Origin of the sequence: Serratia sp. G204Y (assembly GCF_051172435.1) — a bacterium.
GTDB lineage: Bacteria > Pseudomonadota > Gammaproteobacteria > Enterobacterales > Enterobacteriaceae > Serratia > Serratia sarumanii.
In genome coordinates, this window is the sequence record NZ_JBPIZA010000005.1 from 204,360 (window position 1) to 222,774 (window position 18,415).

At 61.1% G+C, this 18,415-nt stretch carries 14 protein-coding genes; 3 read left to right on the forward strand and 11 right to left on the reverse strand.

All coding sequences use genetic code 11. The annotated features are described in order from the left end of the window. Positions 1 to 47: 47 nt before the first annotated feature. Complete coding sequence (locus ACSBQQ_RS20605) at positions 48 to 710, reverse strand: DedA family protein (protein ID WP_033636044.1); 663 nt, start codon at positions 708 to 710, stop codon at positions 48 to 50. A 130-nt stretch (positions 711 to 840) separates the two neighbouring features. After that, complete coding sequence (gene metC / locus ACSBQQ_RS20610; RefSeq protein WP_033649082.1) at positions 841 to 2,052, reverse strand: cystathionine beta-lyase; 1,212 nt, start codon at positions 2,050 to 2,052, stop codon at positions 841 to 843. A 431-nt stretch (positions 2,053 to 2,483) separates the two neighbouring features. On the opposite strand from metC, the gene exbB reads away from it, so the two are divergent. Both exbB and exbD read left to right on the forward strand, forming a co-directional pair. After that, the gene (gene exbB, locus ACSBQQ_RS20615) at positions 2,484 to 3,461 is read left to right on the forward strand and encodes a tol-pal system-associated acyl-CoA thioesterase (RefSeq protein WP_072264955.1); all 978 of its coding nucleotides are present in this window, start codon (positions 2,484 to 2,486) and stop codon (positions 3,459 to 3,461) included. A 3-nt stretch (positions 3,462 to 3,464) separates the two neighbouring features. Further along, positions 3,465 to 3,887 (forward strand): TonB system transport protein ExbD, encoded by a 423-nt coding sequence (exbD, locus tag ACSBQQ_RS20620; RefSeq protein WP_004937307.1) that lies wholly within the window; start codon positions 3,465 to 3,467, stop codon positions 3,885 to 3,887. A 55-nt stretch (positions 3,888 to 3,942) separates the two neighbouring features. Here exbD and ACSBQQ_RS20625 read toward each other — a convergent pair whose 3' ends face one another. The 8 genes from ACSBQQ_RS20625 to ACSBQQ_RS20660 all read right to left on the reverse strand — a co-directional run bounded on the left by ACSBQQ_RS20625 (position 3,943) and on the right by ACSBQQ_RS20660 (position 14,950). Then, positions 3,943 to 4,986 (reverse strand): LacI family DNA-binding transcriptional regulator, encoded by a 1,044-nt coding sequence (locus ACSBQQ_RS20625; RefSeq protein ID WP_039567170.1) that lies wholly within the window; start codon positions 4,984 to 4,986, stop codon positions 3,943 to 3,945. Positions 4,987 to 5,007: 21 nt separating this feature from the next. Next, on the reverse strand, positions 5,008 to 6,417 hold the full coding sequence (locus ACSBQQ_RS20630; RefSeq protein ID WP_060388263.1) for a sucrose-6-phosphate hydrolase: 1,410 nt from the start codon (positions 6,415 to 6,417) through the stop codon (positions 5,008 to 5,010). Then, entirely contained in the window at positions 6,417 to 7,787 is a 1,371-nt protein-coding gene (locus ACSBQQ_RS20635; protein ID WP_033649084.1) for a sucrose-specific PTS transporter subunit IIBC, read from the reverse strand. Before ACSBQQ_RS20635 ends, ACSBQQ_RS20630 begins: the two co-directional genes overlap by 1 nt. A gap of 63 nt (positions 7,788 to 7,850) precedes the next feature. After that, entirely contained in the window at positions 7,851 to 9,260 is a 1,410-nt protein-coding gene (locus ACSBQQ_RS20640) for a carbohydrate porin (protein ID WP_060428908.1), read from the reverse strand. A 193-nt stretch (positions 9,261 to 9,453) separates the two neighbouring features. After that, positions 9,454 to 10,380, reverse strand: coding sequence for an aminoimidazole riboside kinase (locus ACSBQQ_RS20645; protein ID WP_060428879.1), 927 nt, complete (start codon positions 10,378 to 10,380; stop codon positions 9,454 to 9,456). A gap of 178 nt (positions 10,381 to 10,558) precedes the next feature. After that, on the reverse strand, positions 10,559 to 12,085 hold the full coding sequence (abgT, locus tag ACSBQQ_RS20650; RefSeq protein ID WP_060428881.1) for a p-aminobenzoyl-glutamate transporter: 1,527 nt from the start codon (positions 12,083 to 12,085) through the stop codon (positions 10,559 to 10,561). A 100-nt stretch (positions 12,086 to 12,185) separates the two neighbouring features. Further along, positions 12,186 to 13,637: a M20 family metallopeptidase gene (locus tag ACSBQQ_RS20655; protein WP_060428883.1), complete on the reverse strand. Its 1,452-nt coding sequence runs from the start codon at positions 13,635 to 13,637 to the stop codon at positions 12,186 to 12,188. Further along, on the reverse strand, positions 13,634 to 14,950 hold the full coding sequence (locus tag ACSBQQ_RS20660) for a M20 family metallo-hydrolase (protein ID WP_033649088.1): 1,317 nt from the start codon (positions 14,948 to 14,950) through the stop codon (positions 13,634 to 13,636). The genes ACSBQQ_RS20655 and ACSBQQ_RS20660 overlap by 4 nt, the downstream gene beginning before the upstream one ends. A 272-nt stretch (positions 14,951 to 15,222) precedes the next feature. Here ACSBQQ_RS20660 and ACSBQQ_RS20665 point away from each other — a divergent pair, with 272 nt between their 5' ends. After that, entirely contained in the window at positions 15,223 to 16,119 is an 897-nt protein-coding gene (locus ACSBQQ_RS20665; RefSeq protein WP_025304273.1) for a LysR family transcriptional regulator, read from the forward strand. Between the two features lie 27 nt (positions 16,120 to 16,146). Here ACSBQQ_RS20665 and ACSBQQ_RS20670 read toward each other — a convergent pair whose 3' ends face one another. Continuing rightward, on the reverse strand, positions 16,147 to 18,270 hold the full coding sequence (locus ACSBQQ_RS20670; RefSeq protein ID WP_060428885.1) for a TonB-dependent receptor family protein: 2,124 nt from the start codon (positions 18,268 to 18,270) through the stop codon (positions 16,147 to 16,149). Positions 18,271 to 18,415: the final 145 nt, after the last annotated feature.

Genomic DNA, 18,415 nt, shown 5'->3' on the forward strand with positions numbered 1-18,415 from the left:
GCGATCTTGCCGGGCGCTGGTCGAGAAGGCGCTGTAGCGCGCCGGATTTAGGAAGAGGAAGCGCGCTTTTTGCGCCAGATCACCAGCATGGCGCCCAGCAGGCCGACGAACAGCAGCAGCAGCGGCAGCAGCATCAGGCCGGTCATCACCTGGCTTTCGTAGCGTTTTACCAGAGGGATTTGACTGAAAGCGTAGCCGAGGCCCACCAGCGCACAGACCCAGATCGCCGCGCTCAGCCAGTTGAACACCTGGAAGCGCGAGCTGTTGAGCCCGGAAATGCCGGCCATGGTCGGCAGCAGCGTGCGCACGAAGCCGAGGAAGCGGCCGATCAGCAGCGCCGTCAGCCCGTGGCGATTGAACAGGTTGTGCGCGCGCTGGTGGTACTGCGCCGGCAGCTGCAGCAGCCAGCTCTTCACCAGGCCGGTGTGGCCCAGCCAGCGGCCCTGGATATAGCTCAGCCAGCAGCCGAGGCCGGCGGCGGCGGTCAGAATCAGCAGGGTGGGGGCAAAGCCCATCACGCCTTTGGCGATCAGCGCGCCCGACAGCAGCAGCAGGCTGTCGCCGGGGAGGAAGGAGGCGGGCAGCAGTCCGTTTTCCAAAAACAGGGTGGTGAAAAGTACGGCGTAAACCACCCAAATTACGCTTGGATCGGCGAGGGCGATAAAGTCCTGCTGCCAAAGCGCATGAATAATCTCTCGTAATACATCCATTTTATGTCCTGTTGCATGCCGGTTGCGCCCGGGGTCACGTTCTCCAGGATGCGGCGGTTACCGTATCTGACAGTTACCCGATTAGTGTACCGCTAATAGCTTAAGCCGACATTAAACAAGGCGAAGAAAATTACCGGAATCCGTCTTGGCGCACGCCGTTGAGGCGATCGAAGCCGGCCGCCAGATCGGCGATCAGGTCTTCGACGTTCTCCAGGCCGATGTGCAGGCGCACCAGCGTGCCGGAGAAATCGACGCCGCCCGCCGGACGGATCGCTTCCAGCTCTTCCGGCTGGTTGGCCAGGATCAGCGACTCGAAGCCGCCCCAGGAGTAGGCCATGCTGAAATGGCTGAAGTTGTCCAGGTAGGCGGCCAGCTGCGCATCATCCAGCCGCTCTTTCAGCACGAAGGAGAACAGCCCGTTGCAGCCGCTGAAGTCGCGGCGGTAGAACTCGTGGCCCTTGCAGCTGGGCAGGGCCGGGTGATTGACCGTCGCCACCTCCGGCCGTGCCGCCAGCCAGTGGGCGACTTCGATGCTGCTGCGCTCGTGCTGCTTCAGGCGCACGCTCAGGGTGCGCAGGCCGCGGCTCGCCATGTAGGCGGTGTCGGCATCCACCATCTGCCCCATCAGGTAGGAGTACTCGCGCAGCCGATCCCAACAGCGCGCGTTGGCGACGGCGGTGCCGAGCATGTAATCGGAATGGCCGATCAGGTATTTGGTGCCGGCCTGAATCGAAATGTCGATGTCGAAATCCAGCGCCTTGAACAGCACGCCCGCCGCCCAGGTGTTGTCGATCATGATCACCACCTCCGGCGCCACGGCGCGGATGGCCTGCACCATCGCCGGGATATCCTGCACTTCCAGGGTGATGGAGCCGGGGGATTCCAGGAACACCACGCGGGTATTGGGCTGGATCAGCGTGGCGATATCGGCGCCAATTAATGGATCGAAATAGGTGGTGCTGACGTTCATGCGGCCGAGGATATGGGTGCAGAAATCCTGGGTCGGTTCGTACGCCGAGCCGGTGACCAGCAGGTGATCGCCGGCGCCGACGAACGACAGGATCGCATTGGCTACCGCCGCCGCGCCGCAGGGGTACAGCACGCAGCCGGCGCCGCCCTCCAGCTCCACCATCGCATCCTGCAGCGCGAAGTGGGTCAGGGTGCCGCGTCGGCCGTAAAACAGTTCTCCGTGGGCGCGTTGCGCGGTGGCGTGTTTTTTGGCGGCGACGGAGTCGAAGACCAAAGAAGAGGCGCGTTGCGTGACGGGATTGACGGAGCCCTGGGTGTAGCGCTTGCCGCGGCCGGCGCCGATCAGCGTGGTTTCGATATGTTTTGACGTCATGGTACCTGGCTCACCTCTGGTTGCTCTGCACGTGCCGGTTTGCGATAGCCCTTACGTTATCATGAGTTAATATAGCCATCCAGACGTTTTAACTTCCAGATACAGAAACGGCTATAATTGGCTGCCGACCGCGCATTTCTCGCCTCATCCTTCTGCCGAGCGGCGAGAGAGAAGCCCATTCATCGGTCGAGATGCCGTTCGGCAGCGTGGCCTTGTTGCGCCGTTGTGGGGGAAAAGTAACGAAATAACCCCATAAAAGGGGCGTTTGGCGGTGAACGGACGCGGATTGGCGCTTTGCCGCGGGGTTGGCTAAAATTTTCTCGTTTATTTGGTAAATAATAATGAGAACTACTATCAATCCCCGGTTGGTTTGATATGATCGCACGCTGAATTATTCCTTAATTTTGATCGGTAATGGGTGGAGGCACAGCGTGAAAACGGCTGGCAAGAATTTAAATCAAGGATCGTTCGGCCAGGGCCGGGCGCAGTGGGGCAAGGCCTTTGGCCGCAGCCTGATGGCTTCAATGGTGTTGGTCGTGGGGCTGGCCGGCAGCGCGCAGGCGGCGCCGGCGGCCAATCCGGCCGTTACCGAAAGCGTTGCGCCGACCACCGCGCCTGCACCTGCAGCCGCCGCGCCGGAGAGCATCACGCCGGTGAACCCGGCGCCAACGATCCAGCCACCGGAAACCCGCGGCATGGATCTGTCCGTTTGGGGCATGTATCAGCACGCCGACGCGGTGGTGAAAGCGGTAATGATCGGCCTGGTGCTGGCCTCGATCGTGACCTGGACCATTCTGTTCTCCAAAGGCAGTGAATTGCTGCGCGCCAAACGCCGCCTGCGCCGCGAACAGCTGGCGCTGGCCGACGCGCGCTCGCTGGATGAAGCTTCCGAGCTGGCGCAAAACTTCGGCTCGCAGAGCGTCAGCGCTGTCTTGCTGAACGACGCGCAAAATGAGCTGGAGCTGTCCGCAGAGTCCAGCGACAACAACGGCATCAAAGAGCGTACCGGCTTCCGCCTCGAGCGCCGCGTGGCGGCCTACAGCCGCAACATGGGCCGCGGCAACGGTTTCCTGGCCACCATCGGCGCCATCTCGCCGTTCGTCGGCCTGTTCGGCACCGTGTGGGGCATCATGAACAGCTTCATCGGCATCGCCCATTCGCAGACCACCAACCTGGCGGTCGTGGCGCCGGGCATCGCGGAAGCGCTGCTGGCGACCGCGCTGGGCCTGGTCGCGGCGATCCCTGCCGTCGTTATCTACAACATCTTTGCCCGCGTCATCAGCGGCCATCGCGCCCAGGTAGGCGACGTGGCGGCGCAGGTCTTGCTGCTGCAGGGCCGCGATCTGGATCTGGCCGCGACGGCGGAAGCCAAGCGCTCACAGCACGCACACCAACTGCGGGCGGGGTGAGTCATGGCGATGCGCTTAAATGAAGATCTGGACGACAGCGGCGAACTGCATGAAATCAACGTGACGCCGTTTATCGACGTCATGTTGGTGCTGTTGATCATCTTTATGGTGGCCGCGCCGCTGGCAACGGTAGATATCCGCGTCGATCTGCCGGCTTCTTCCGCCAAACCGCAGCCGCGGCCGGAAAAACCGGTGTTCCTGTCGGTGAAGGCCGACAAGCAGCTCTACGTTGGCGATCAGCCGGTGAATGCCGATCAGCTGACTTCGGTGCTGGATCAACGCACTCAGGCCAACAAAGAAACCACCATCTTCTTCCAGGCGGACAAGAGCGTGGACTATGAAACGCTGATGAGCGTGATGGACACCCTGCGTAAAGCCGGCTACCTGAAAGTGGGGCTGGTGGGCATGGAAGGCGCCGCCAAGTAGCGGCAGAAAAACGATAAAGGGCGCTCAGGCGCCCTTTTTTATTGATTCAGAAATATCACTCCCCGGCCAACAACGCCCGCGAACCGGCATGGCGCCAGTGGATACGGCCCGGCAGATAAAGCGCGTTCTGTTCCAGCGGCCGCTCGTCGATGAGCGCGGTGACCTGGCTGAAGCTATGTTGCGCCAGCGCCCGGCAGTCCTGCGCCACCGTGTCTATCTTCAACGTCATGCAATCGAACAGGTAGTGATCGTCGAAGCTGCACAGGTGGATGTCGCTTTCCATCAGCTGATGCTGAGTCAGATAACGCAATACCCCTTCCAACAGGCCGCAGGCGGCGGTGAACAGCGCTTGGGGCGGACGCCCCAGCTGCGCGCACAGCTGAGCGAACATCTCGTAACCCGAGCTGGGGTGATAGCTGCCGTTGATGATCCATTCCGGTTTGCACGATACGCCGGCGCGCTCCAGGCCAAGCTGGAAGCCGGCTAGCCGATCGCGAGTCGGTGAAATGCGCGGCTGCCCGCCGAGAAAATAGATCTCATCCGGATGCTGGCGCGCGACCTTCTCCACCAGGTCGGCGGTCGAATTGACCGAATCGGTGATCACCAGCGGCAGTTCGGAACCGGCGATCAGGCGATCCATCTGCACCACCGGCAGCCCGGCGTTGATCTTCTGGTATTCCGCGTCGTTCAGCTGGCTGGAAGCGACGATCAGGCCGTCGACCTGCCGCTGCACCAGACTGTTCACCGCCATCATCTCCTGCGCTGGGTTTTCATCGGTACAGGCGATCAACAGCTGCAGACCGGCCTCGCGGCACAGCGTTTCCAGCTCGCGCGAGATCACCGCAAAGCCGTAGTTGGTCATCTCCGGCACCACCAGCCCCAGCGTGTGGCTGCGGTTGGAGCGCAAAGAGCGGGCGTGGATGCTGGGCTGATAATGGTGTTCGTGCGCCAGCGCCAGAATGCGATCGCGGGTGTCGTCGGACACCCGGTATTCCTTGCTGCGGCCGTTCAGCACCAGGCTGGCGGTCGATTTCGACACCCCGGCCAGCGTGGCGATGTCACTGATGGTAATGCGTTTATTTTTTTTCACTGACGCCATCTGAAGTCATCGGAGGATGCGTCATTCTAGCATGCATGGCGTCAGCGGCCAGTATTCCAACGCCAGCGGCGCGCTCCCGTTCAGCCGCAATTGCGGTTCAGCTGCCGGGAAGTAGCGCGCGCTCATCACCGCCTCGCCGTGGTTGATGAAAATCTCCACGCTGGAACGATCGAACAGCAGCTGCAGATGCGTGACCGGGCCGTGCCAGTAACGGTGCTCCGGCCTACCGTCGGCCAGGGAAGCACGCGTCAGCTGCAGCCGTTCGCCGTCCCAGCTCAGCGTCATGGCGTCGCCAAAGGCGGCGCTGAACGCGCCCTGCGGCGTCAGCTGCAGCTCCGCGGCGCCCAGCGCATAGGCGGGGGCGTCATCGGCGTGGCCTTGCCAGCCAGCCCGCTCGCCGCGCAGCTGTTGCAGCTCGCGCGCCGGGCGCTGGTAGAGGCGGCCATGCTGCAGCGACAGCTCGCGCGGGCAGGTCATGGTGTGGATCCAGCCGTAACGGCGCGTCGGGTGGGCTTCTTCATCTTGCTCGGGCACGCCCATCCAGCCGAACAGCAGGCGGCGGCCATCTTCCGCCTGCGTCGTCTGGGGCGCGTAGAACTCGAAGCCGGCGTCCAGCTCGCGAAATTCGCCGTGGCTGAAGGCCGCCTGCCGGTAATCCAGCTTACCGAGCAGATAGCCGGCCTGATAACGGTTGAGATAGCGTTCCGGCTGCGGCGCCAGCCCCTGCGGGCAGCAGATCAACACGTCGTCGCCGTCCAGCGAGAACAGATCCGGGCACTCCCACATGTAGCCGAATTCACCCAGGTCGTTCAGGCCGGAACCGGCGATCTCCCCCAGCGCTTGCCAGTCGCGCAGATCGCAGGAACGCAGCAGCAGCACCTTGCCGCGATCCTGCAAGTCACGCGCGCCGAGCACCATGTACCAGGCATCCTGATGACGCCACACTTTCGGATCGCGTACGTGGCCGCTGTAGCCCTCCGGCAGCGGCAGCACCGGCCCGAGTTTGCGGTATTCGCCCCGATCGCTTTCCTGAGCCAGGCATTGGTAAGCGGTGCGCGAGCCGTCGGGGAATTTCACGTTGCCGGTGTAGATCAGCGTGATTTTGTCTTCCGCCACCACCGCCGAGCCGGAGTAACAGCCGTGGCTGTCGTAACAGGCGCCCGGCGCCAGAGCGATCGGCTGATGTTCCCAACGCAATAAATCGGTCGATTGCCAGTGTCCCCAGCACTTGTTGCGATGATCGCAGCCCAGCGGGTTCCACTGATAGAACAGGTGATAAACGCCATTGTGCTGGATAAAGCCATTGGGATCGTTCAGCAGGCCAACGCTGGGCGCCAGATGCCAGGCCGGGCGGTGCGGATCGCGCAGCGCGCGTGGCTGGCCGTTCATGACCGCCCGCAGCGCCTGTTTGATTAAGCTGAGTTCTTCCATCATTGCGCGTCCGTTTTATATTTCAGCAGCAGGGAGAGCGCGAAGGCGCTGCCAAAAGCGATCGCCAGGCCGATGATATAGCTGACCAGCGAACTGGCCTGCACGATCGCCATGCCGGGGATCGCCGTCAGCCCGACCGCATTCATGCCGACGTGGTTGGCCACCACCCAGGCGCCGCCGAGCGCGCCGCCCGCCAGCGCCGCCAGGAAAGGCTTCACGAAGCGCAGGTTGATGCCGAACAGCGCCGCTTCGGTGATGCCGAGCATGGCGGAAAAGGCCGACGGCACCGCGATGGCTTTGATTTTGGCGTCGCGGGTTTTGAAATACACCGCCAGGCAGGCGCCGCCCTGCGCGATGTTGGCCATCGACCAGATCGGCAGCAGGAAGTTGACGCCGATATTGGGATTGCCGAGCAGCCCGGCCTCTACCGCATGGAAACTGTGGTGAATGCCGGTGATGACGATAGCGGAATAGAGACCGCCGAACAGCAGCCCGGCGAACCAGCCCGCATGGGCAATCAGCGTGCTGAGCACGAAGGAGATGCCGTCGCCCAGCGCGCGGCCGGCGGGGCCGATAAACAGCAGAGCGACAAAGCCTGAGATGACCACCGTCAGGAACGGCGTCAGGATCAGATCGAGCGCGTTGGGGATCACCTTGCGCAGCCGTTTTTCCAGCACGCTCATGAACCACACCGTCAGCAGCACCGGGAACACGGTGCCCTGATAGCCGATCATGGCGATGTCCAGACCGAAGAAGTTCATGGTGTGGAACCCTCCGGCGACGCCCCAGGCGTTGGTCAGCGCCGGATGCGTCAAAATGCCGCCGAGCGTGGCGCCCAGGTAGGGATTGCCGCCGAATTCGCGTGCGGCGGTGAAGCCGATCAGAATCGGCAGGATAATGAACGCCGCCGAGCTGAACATATCCAGCATGATGAACAGCGCGCTGTTGGCATCGGCCCAGCCGTAGGTTTTCACCATGCCGAGCAGCCCCATCAGCAGGCCGGAAGCGACGATCGCCGGAATGATCGGCACGAAGATGTTCGACAGCAGGCGGGCGATGCGCTGCAGCGGGTTGAGCTTTTTCGCCGCAATATCGGCGGCTTCGGCCTTGCTGGATTCGCTGACGCCCGCCGCCTTGATGAATTCCGCATGCACCTTGTTGACCAGCCCGGTGCCGAAGATCACCTGGATCTGACCGGCGTTGCTGAAGCAGCCTTTGACGCCGTCCAGTTTGCCGATGGCCTCTTTGTCCACCTTGCTGTCGTCCACCAGCACCAGGCGCAGGCGCGTGGCGCAGTGGGCGGCGCTGGCGATGTTTTCTTTACCGCCGAGCAGCGGCAACAGCGCGTTGGCGGTTGCGGTAATGTCCATGTTGTCCCCTTGCTAAATAAAAATGCCGCCGCGCCGTTTGCGGCGCAGCGACGTGAATCGATGTCAGAAGAAATACTTGAATCTGGCGCGCATGCCGTAACGTTGATCGCTGTCGCCGTTGGCTATCTTGTTGTCGGCGTTGGCTTCCAGCAGCGACACATAGGCGCCCAAATACAAATTGAAATTCTTCATATTCATAATGTTAGGTATCTGATACGACGCGTGAACGGTGTGGATGTCGTAGTTGCCCGGTTCGCTGAGCGGGTTGTGGATATCGGCGGCGATCCCGGCGGTATTGAACTCTTTGATATTGTTATGAGCATAGATATAACCCAGTTCGAAGCGCCGCCACAGCACGTTGACGCCGGCGGTGAAGTCTTGCTCGCCTGAGGCATCCAGATAGGCGGTGCTCAGGTTGGCCACCACGCCGCTGTCCGGATCGGCGGCGCTGTTGTTCCAGCTCATCGTCATGCCGTAGCCGTTGCGCTTGGACTGATCGACGAAACGGCCCTGGCTGTCCCGATAGCCGTAGGCGTTATTCACCACGTTGCTTTCCATCGCCGCCGCGATGCTGAAGGCGTCTTTTTTCCAGGCGATCACCGGCCGTAAATAGGCGACGTTTTTCTTATTGTCCAGGGCGTTGCCGTGGTAGCTGTTGTCCTGGAACAGCGAAGTGCCGTCCTCCACCAGCGTGTTCAGTTCGAAATAGACATCACCGGCGTATTTGCTCAGCATCAGGTTGCCGCCGCTGCTGCTGCGGCCGCGGCCCTCTTTCATCATGTAGATATAGCCGAAGCCGTCGGCGTACAGATCGTTGGCGGTATTGCCGGAGTATTGAATGAAGGTGTCCTGATTCAGCGGGAACATGTCGTAGGCTTCAAAGCGGCCGATTTTGGTTTGCCAGTTCTTTTCATTGCCGAAGAAGAAGGCGGCGTCGTCCAGGTTCATTTTGCCGGTCATGTCCGCCAGCGGCTGCACGCTGAAGCCGGAGAAGTTGCCGTCCTGATTGCGGCGGTAGCCGTCCAACCCGACCAGAATACGGCCGTTGATATCCCAACGTTCTTTGTTGCCGGGCTTCCAGTCCTTGTGGTCGCTGCCTTTCAGCGACGTCAGTTGGCCGCTGCGGCTGGCGCCGTCCAGATTGAACTCCACATCCCCGTACAGCTTCAGGTCATTGAATCCGCTAAGTTTCAGCACGCTGGAGTTGGCAACCGGCGTTTCCGGCGTGGCGGCATGCTGTGCAATCTGCGCGGTTTGCCGTTCGGTGTTGGTGGTGCGTTGTTCCAGCTGTTGCGCCCGACGTTCCGCCGCCGTCGCGCGGGTTTCAGCCTGTGCGGCGCGCCGTTCCGCCTGCGCCAGACGTTGTTCCAGCGCGTTGAGACGCGCCTCGATGCTGCCGCTGCCCGAGGCCGCTGCGCTGGAAGCGGAGAGGAAAAGCCCTGTTGTTATCGCCAAATAGCTGAGTTTTTTCATCATCGTCTATCATCCGGGTAAGGGTTGTTATTATTGTTTGCTAAATTGCTAAACCGGTTTTTCATGGCGAAAGATAACGAGAGCGAAGCGAGCTGGCAACTCAGTTAGCTAACCCGATTCAGCTATTGTGATCGAGCGCGCAAATCGTGGGTAAAAGCACGGCGAACCTGCGGATCGCCGTGAATGCTGAAGATCAACGCAGGAAAGCGGCCAGCTCGTCGGCGCGGGGCAGGGCGGTCATGGCGCCTTTGGCGGTGGTGGCCAGCGCGCCGCAGGCCTGGGCCTGGGCGATAACCGCCGGCCATTGCGCTTCCTGCGGCAATTCGTGAAGGCGCGCCAGCGCCGCTAACAGCCCGGCGACGAAGGCGTCGCCGGCGCCGGTGGTATCGACCGGCACGATCGATGGCGCGTGGAAATGGCGCAGACGCTGCCCATCGTGTACGCAGACGCCGTCGCCGCCCAGCGTCACCAGCAGCAGGCGCAGCGGATAGGTTTGCATCATCCAGCGAATGGCGTTCTCCAGATCGTCAAGATGGCTGATGAAAGCCAGCTCTTCGCGCGACAGTTTCACCACGTCCGCCAGCAGCAGCGCTTTTTGCAGGCAGGGGCGCAGCGCTTCCGGCTGGCGCCAGACCTCTTCGCGGATGTTGGGATCGAAACTGACCCGGCCACCGGCCGCCCGAATGCGCTCCATCGCGGTAAAGGCCGCGCTGCGGCTGGGCTCCTGCGAGAGCGCGATGGAGCAGAGGTGCAGCCATTCGCCCCGTTGGAAAGCCGGCAGATCGTTGGGCTGCAAAAACAGATCGGCGCTGGGCTGCACCATAAACGTGAATGAGCGCTCACCCTGCAGATCGAGATCCACCACGACCGTGGAGGTGTGGTGTTCGGGATCCGGCCGCATATGGCCGATATCCACCCCTTCATCGCTCAGCACCCGCTGCAAAAAGGCGCCGAAGCTGTCTTGCCCCACTCGCCCGATAAAAGCGCTGTCGCCACCGAGCCGGGCGATACCCACCGCCACGTTAGCCGGCGCGCCGCCGGGGCATTTGAGATAACCGTTGGCATTTTCCGGCACCAGGTCGATCACGGCGTCGCCCAGTACCCATACGCGATTCATCATGCTTAATCCCTGTTTTTGTCCTTGTCAGATGGGGTGCTAAAATAGAAGAACCGGTTTAGCAAGGCAATGAAATAATGCGCTGGGGCGTTGGGAGGGTGAGGAAGATCAATTTTTTTCGGGGATCGGGGGAAGAGAACCCGCCCCGCGAGCCGGCTCGGGGGCGAGGTCGCGGGGCGGTTTAGCCCAGTTTCGGATACACGCCCGGGCCGATTGGCAACCCAAGCGCATACCAGACCAGCAGCAGCAAAATCCACACGCTGAAGAACACCACAGGATAGGGCAGGATCAGCACGTAATAAGTGCCGAGCTGCGCGTCTTTGCGGTAGCGCTGCAGGAAGCCGAGGAACAGCGGCAGGAACGGCGACATCGGCGCCAGCGGCAGCACCGCAGAGTCGGCGATGCGAAAGATCATCTGGGCGAACGCCGGGTGGAAACCGAGCAGCATAAACATCGGCACGAAGATCGGCGCCAAAATTGACCAGATCGCCGAGCCGCTGGCGATGAACATGCACAGGAAGGCGGAGAGGAACATCAGGCCGAGAAATGCCGGCGCGCCACTCATGCCGGCGGCTTCCAGCATATCGGTCAGGCCGACGGCCATAAACTTGCCCATGTTGCTCCAGTTAAAGAACGCCACGAACTGCGACAGCGGAAACACCATCACGATAAAACCCGCCATGCTTTTCATCGGATCGAGCAAGTGGTGGGGAATGTCATCCGGCCGCCGGATCTGTTTGGTGACCACGCCATAGGTAATGGCGACGGTGAAGAAGAACAGGATGATGATCGGCACAATGCCCTTGATGAACGGAGAAGGGATCACCGAACCGGTGTTCGGGTCACGCAGCGGCGCGGCCTCCGGCACCACCAGAGCGGCGATGATGGCGATAAACACCAGCGCGGCGATGCCGCTCATCATCAGTCCCCGGTTTTGCAACGGGGTCAGCGCTGCGATTTTGTCTTCGGCGCCGCCTTGCCACTTCGGCAGGCGGGGCTCGATAAACTTGTCGGTGAGCAGCGCGCCGGCGATGGTCAGCACGATCACGGAGGTGGCCATAAAGTACCAGTTGTCGATTACGCTAACGTGAACCGCGCCATCCACCGCTTTGGTGGCTTCGGTACTGATGCCGGAAAGCAATACGTCGGTGGTGACGATCAACAGGTTGGCGGTAAAGCCGGAGGCGACGCCGGCGATCGCCGCCAGCAGTCCGGCTATCGGGTGGCGGCCCACCGCCACAAACATCAGCGCGCCAAGGGGCGGCATCACCACCAGCGCGGCGTCCGACGAGATATGGCTGAAGAAGGCGATAAACAGCACCATATAACTGGCGTAGCGGGCGCTGACGCGTGAGGCCATTTTATACATCAGCGCCTGCAGCAGGCCGACCTTTTCCGCCAGGCCGGCGCCTATCACCAGCGCCAAAATAGCCCCCAGCGGCGCAAAGCTGCTGAAGTTATGGATGATGTTGGGAAATATCCACTGCATGCCCGCCACGCTCATCAGGTTATTCACCTTGATGAGCTTGCCGGTGGCCGGATTTTTCACCGCCACGTCGAGCCAGGAAAACAGCGCGGTGGCCAGCATAAGCACCAGGATCAAATAGACGAACAGTAAAAACGGATTGGGGATCTTATTGCCGATGCGTTCCACCCAGTAAAAAACGCGTCCGGGGCTTTTATTGATTGGCGTTGTGGCCTCACTCATGATTTTACCCTCTGTGTTTGCTCTGTTGTGTGATTGTTATTATTTGATTTATTTATAATTATGCTTAGTGGCCCGGTTCTCCGGGCCCTGTCTGTTCATGCTATTTCAATGGGGAGGGTTTCACCCCCTGCGGGATTGGGCAGCGGTACGGCTGTTCGGCGCGCCGGCGTTCAAACTCGCTGCGGCAGCGCGCCAGCAGAGCGCTGTCGCTCAGCAGATCGATGGCGGTCGCCGCCATCACCTTGCCGGCCAGGCACATGCCCTTATGGGCGATAGCGGTGCGGCCCTGCGCCACCAGTTGCCAGGTGTGCAGAGGGGTGCCGAGTGCGAAACAGGGGCTAAAGCATTGTGCAGTCGGCGCCACCCAGCTTACGTCGCCAACGTCGGTAGAACCGTACAGCAGGTCGTCGGATTCCACATAAGGAGCGACCTCGTCCATCAGCACCTTATCTCCCAAATGCTGCACCCACTCGCGTCCGGCCGCGCCGCCGGTGCGGGCAATGTTGAGTTTGGCGTTGCGCAGATCGTCGCGGCTCAGCGTCTGGCGGATTTCCTCGGCGAAGCGGCGTTCGGCGTCGCTGTACTCGGGCAGACCGAAATCACACAGGTTTTGATACATCGCGTGTTCCAGGCTGCGGTTCGGCACATAGTTGGAGCAGGCTTTGTCGAAGCGCACCTCCATCTGGGTGTCAGTCATCAGCGCTGCGCCCTTGGCGATGTTAATCACCCGTTGGTAAATGTCCTGCGCCTGGTCGAGCTGCGGCGCGCGGATCAGGTACAACACCTCGGCGTCGGCCTGTACCACGTTGGGGGAGCTGCCGCCGGTGCTGGTGACCGCGTAGTGCAGCCGCGCTTCTTGCACGATATGTTCGCGCAGGAAGTTGGCGCCGGTATTCATCAGCGTCACCGCGTCCAGCGCGCTGCGCCCCAGGTGCGGCGAGTTGGCGGCATGGGCGGCGACGCCCTTGAAGTGAAACGCCGCCTGAATGTTGGCCAGCGTACTGGTATTGAACATGCCGCTGAAGCCTTCCGGGTGCCAGGTGAGGGCGGCGTCGACGTCGTCAAACAGGCCTTCGCGCACCATAAAGGTTTTGCCGGAGCCGCCTTCTTCGCCCGGACAACCGTAGAAGCGCAGGGTGCCGGTCAGCCGGTTTTGCTGCATCCACGCCTTGGCGGCGAAGGCGCCCGCCAGCGCCGCGGTGCCCAGCAGGTTGTGGCCACAGCCATGGCCGTTGCCGTTTTCCACCAGTGGCTGCGGCGTGGCGCAGCCCGCCTGCTGGCTCAGCCCGGCCAGCGCGTCGTACTCGCCCAGCAGCGCGATGACCGGGTGGCCGCTGCCGTAGCTGGCGATAAACGCCGTCTCGATGTCGCCTACGCCACGCTCGACCGAGAAGCCTTCCTGCTCCAGCGCATCGGCCAGTAACGTGGCGGAATAGGTCTCGTTGAAGCGCGTTTCCGGGTGGTCCCAAATCGCGTCGCTCAGCGCGCTGAAGCGGAGCCGGCGCTGGTCAATGTAGTCGTCGATAAATGCCTGCAGTGCTGAGTTGCTCATGCTTCGCTCCCGAATGTCGGCAGGTTCAGCGCCAGCGACGCCAGCGTTTTCACCGCCACCGCCATCACCTGCTCGTTGAAGTCGAATTTTTCGTTATGGTGCCCGGCGCTCAGCTCGGTGCCGAAAATGACGTATGAGGCCTGGCCGCCGCGGGATTTCACCCGCTCCATCATGTAGGTGGCGTCTTCTGAACCCGCAGCCTGTTCGCGGCGATCGACCACCGAGGTCAGCTCGGTTACCTGCTGTGCCTGGTGGCGGATGTAATCCACCCACGGTTGGGTCGGTTTGCTGCTCTGCGCAGCGCCCATCAGCGCGATGTCGCAGGCGACGCCGTGCATCTTGGCTGCGCCTTCGATGGCGTTCAGCGCCTGCTGATAGACGAACGCGTTGATCTCATTGGTGGCGCCGCGTGTTTCCACCTTCATAAACGCCCGATCGGCGATCACGTTGCGGCCGGTGCCGGCCTGCAGCACGCCGACATTGATGCGCGAGCTGCCTTCGCTGTGGCGCGGGATGGCGTAAAGCCCCAGCGCAGCCTGGGCCGCTGCCAGCAGAGCGTTGCGACCGTCTTCCGGCCTGGCGCCGGCGTGGGAGGCGACGCCGCGGAAGGTGACGTCCAGCTTGCTGGTGGCCATAAAGCTGTCGCTGCCGCACACCAGCTCACCGGCCGGCACGCCGGTGCCGATATGCACCGCGGTGAAGAAATCGACGTCGTCCACCACGCCGGCCTCCACCATCGATTTTGCGCCGCGGGTGCCTTCTTCCGCCGGCTGGAAGATCAGTTTGACGGTGCCGCTAAGCTGGGGCTCCAGGCTTTTGAAGACGTGCGCCAGCCCTAGGCCGATGGTGGTATGGCCGTCATGACCGCATGCATGCATCATGCCGCTGTTGCAAGAGGCGAAGCCTTCACGGAACGGCAGGTGTTCGGGTTCCAGCAACTCGTTGAGATCGAGGGCGTCCATATCCACGCGGTAGGCGATGGTTGGGCCGGGGCGGCCGGTATCGAGCGTTGCGACGATGCCGGCGAAGCCGCCGGAAAAGTGCGGCAACCATTTTTCCAACGCCCCCTGATTGCGGGCGCGCTGTTCCTGCGCTTCCAGCTCATCGGACGAAGGCAGCCCCATGCGAGACTCTGCCTTGATGACCTCGCGGCCCAGCTGCAGGCGATAACCCAGCCGATCGAGTTCTTCCGCCACCAGGGTAGCGGTACGGAACTCAAACCAGCCGGACTCGGCATAGCGATGGAAGTCGCGGCGCCAGGCCTGCAATTGCGGGTACAAATCGGCCACCAACATCGAAAGCGAATTAGTCATAGTGATATCTCATAAGTTATCGCGCGCTGGATCGCTCCAGGCAGCAGTTATGCTCTGAACTGAAATCAGACGGTGAAGCTATTGCAAAGAAAAAGGTGTATTTGGTTACTAACTGCCGTGAATGGCGCTTATTGGCGCAGAAAATGCGCTTAATTAAGCGAAATAAGAATTTGGTTATTTATTATGTTTTTTCCGAATGTACACAATGGAATCTGGCTAAATAAGATGCCAATATCTTGCTATTGATAAATAACGGTTATCGCCTTTCGCCTATGCCAGCCTCGATAAAATTGCACCAATTGCGTGCATTTGTGGACGTTAGCCGCCAGGGCAGCATCCGCGCCGCCAGCCGCACCTCACGCCTTTCCCAGCCTGCACTGACCAAGGCCATTCAGGAGCTGGAAGAGGTGCTGGGCGCCAAGCTGTTTATTCGCCGTAGCCAGGGTGTGGTCTTGACCGACTGCGGCGATAACTTTTTCCAGCATGCCAGCCTGATCCTTGAAGAGCTGCGGGTGGCGCAGGAAGATATCCAGCAGCGGCTGGGGTTGGCGGGCGGCACGGTGAATATCGGCGTTGGTGGCAGCATTGCGCGCACCGTGATGCCGCAGGTGGTCACGCAGTTTCATCGTGAGTATCCCAACGTGAAGGTGCGCATCGTCGAGGGGCAGCTGGTGTCGATGATCCCTGAACTGCGCCAGGGCGAGCTGGATTTTACCGTCAATACCTACTATCCCAGCAGCCTCGACAACGAGTTGCAGTACGAACGGCTGATGGAAAAAGAGTATCGGGTGGTGGTGCGCAAAGGGCATCCGATGGAGGGGGCGACCTCGCTGAAACAGCTGCAGCACTGCGACTGGACCATGCCGACACCGAAAGGCAGTTATTACCGGTTATTGCACGATCTGTTCGGGGACTTGGGCATGGCGCCGTCGATCAGCGTGACCTGCGAGACCTTTATGGCTTGTACCAGCCTGGTGGCGCAGAGCGATTTTGTTAGCATTCTGTCGGTGGACGTGATTTCGGATCCGATTCTGGGCAAGCATTTGGTGCCGCTCGAGCTGGAAGAGAGTCTGCCGAAAGCGACGTTTTATCTTATCCAACGCAAGGACACCACTTTGACGCCGATGGGCGCGCACCTGGCGCGCCTGTTTCGCCTTTACTGTCGGTGATACCGAGGCCCCGGCGGGGCCTCGGTATCAGAAGGCGATCGCCCCCTGCACGAAGAAGGTGCGCGGTTCGCCGACGTACTTGCCGAAGTTATTGTCGTTGGAGCGGGTGAAGTAACGCTGATCGAACAGGTTTTTCACCCCGGCGCCCAGCGTCAGGTTCGACAGCTGAGGCCCGAAGTTATATTCCCCGCGCATATTCCACACCATGTAGCCGGCGATATCGCCGAACTGACCATCGGCGCTTTCCTGCGTGACGTACTCCGGCCCGGTGCCCGGCGAATGCTGTTTGGACTGCGCGTAGCCGTCCAGATTCCATACCCAGCTGCCGGTGGCGTAGCGCGTGCCGACGGTATAGACCTGGCGCGAGTAGAACGGCAGGTCTTTACCGGCGAAGTCGCCCTTATCGGTGCTGGCCTTGGTGTAGGTATAGCTGGTATAGACGCTGGCGCCGTCGAGCGCCCGGTTCAGCTCGCTGAGATCGTAGCTGAGCGCCAGCTCGATACCTTTGTGCTTGGTGGCGCCCATATTGGTCCAGCCCACGTCGTTGCTGATGTATTGCAGCTGATTATCGAAGTCGATATAGAACAGCGTGGCTTCGGCTTTGACCACGGTATCGTCGTAGCGGGTGCCGAATTCATAGGTATGCGCTTTCTCTGCCGTCAGCCCCGGCGCCGGCTGGTTGCCGTTGCCGCCTTTGGTCAGCTGGAAATACTGCATGCTGCCGAACGAGGTGTTGGCGTTGGCGAACAGCTTCCAGGAATCGGACAGGTGGTACATCACGTTCAAGGACGGCAGCGGTTCGCTGTAGCTTTTCTCGCGGCTGATGTTGTTGAAGGCATCGTCCACGTGGGTGCGGATGCTTTCATAACGCAGGCCCGGCGTGACCGTCCAGTTGCCGACGTTGATGGTGTCGTCGATATAGAACGCGTTGGCCGCGGTGCCGCCGGAGGTGTGCTGGTAATAGTCCGGGGTCTCCGGCGTCGAGCCGATATCCGCCGGGTTATACCAGGCCGAACGCGACGCCTTTTCGTCCATGGTTTCATTCAGGTAACGGTAACCGAGGGTGATCTCGTGCGCCATATCCCAGAAGCGGAAGACCTGCGAATAGCTTGGTTCGATAGCCCAGGTTGAATAGTGACGCGGATAGGAGACCATGCGCCGCTGGCCCGCGTTTTTGCCGGTGCCTTCCGATTCGATGTTGCTGCCGCGATAACTGTCGGTGAAGTAGGTCAACACTTCGAACTGTTTGTCGTCTTCCTGATGTTTATACTTGAACGACATATCCTTGCGGCGGCCTTCGAACTGGTCCCACGGCCGCGTGGATTGGAACGGGTTTTGCGCGTATTGCGCGGCACTCAGCCCGCCCGGCATGCCGGCTTTGGCGTCGTAGTAGTGGAAATTGGCCAGCAGCTCGTCGCGATCGCTGAACGCATAACGCGTTTTCAGCATGAAATCGTCGATGTCGGTGTTGTCGTTGTTGTCGCGGTAGCCCTGGCCGTGCAGGCCGGAGTAGAGCAGCTCGGCGCCGAGGCCGTTGTCTGCGGTGCCGCCCACGGAGGCGCTGGTCAGGGTCTTCAGGCCGCCGTGGCTGGCGCCCTGGGTTTGTACGCTGGCGGTGCCGCCAAACGTTTTGGGAATGTCTCGGGTAACGAAGTTGATCACGCCGCCGACGTTCTGCGGCCCGTAGCGCACCGCGCCGCCGCCGCGCACCACGTCCACCGATTGCAGATTACCGATAGACAGCGGGGCCATCGACAGCTGCGGCTGGCCGTAAGGCGCGACCGCCAGCGGGACGCCGTCCATCAAAATGGTGGAGCGCGGAGAAAGACGCGAAGTCAGGCCGCGCACGCCGACGTTGAGCGAGATGTCGCTGCCGCCGGTGCCGTTGCTGTCGCGCACCTGCACGCCGGGTACGCCGCGCAGGCTGTCGGCGATGGTTTGGTCGCCCTGTTCGTGCATCTGCTGCTGGGTGACGATGGAACGCGCGCCCGGATGGTTGAGCAGCACCGAACTGGTATCAGGGTTGTCCAGCCAGTTGCCGACGACGGTCACGGTATCGGTATCGTTCTGAGATGAATTATCAGTAGCAAGGACAGGGAACGCGACGGCGATGGCAGCCGTCAGCAGGGAAAGCCGAAAAAGAGGTGACATAATAATGCCTTAAGAGTTTCAGACCCGGATGTGTTTTTTTAGAAAAGACAATCTTAATGATAATTATTGGCAAGTAAATAGAATTGTTACGGGATAGTTAAGTGGGTAACTAAATAATGAATGCGGGAAACAGGGCCCGGCTGGC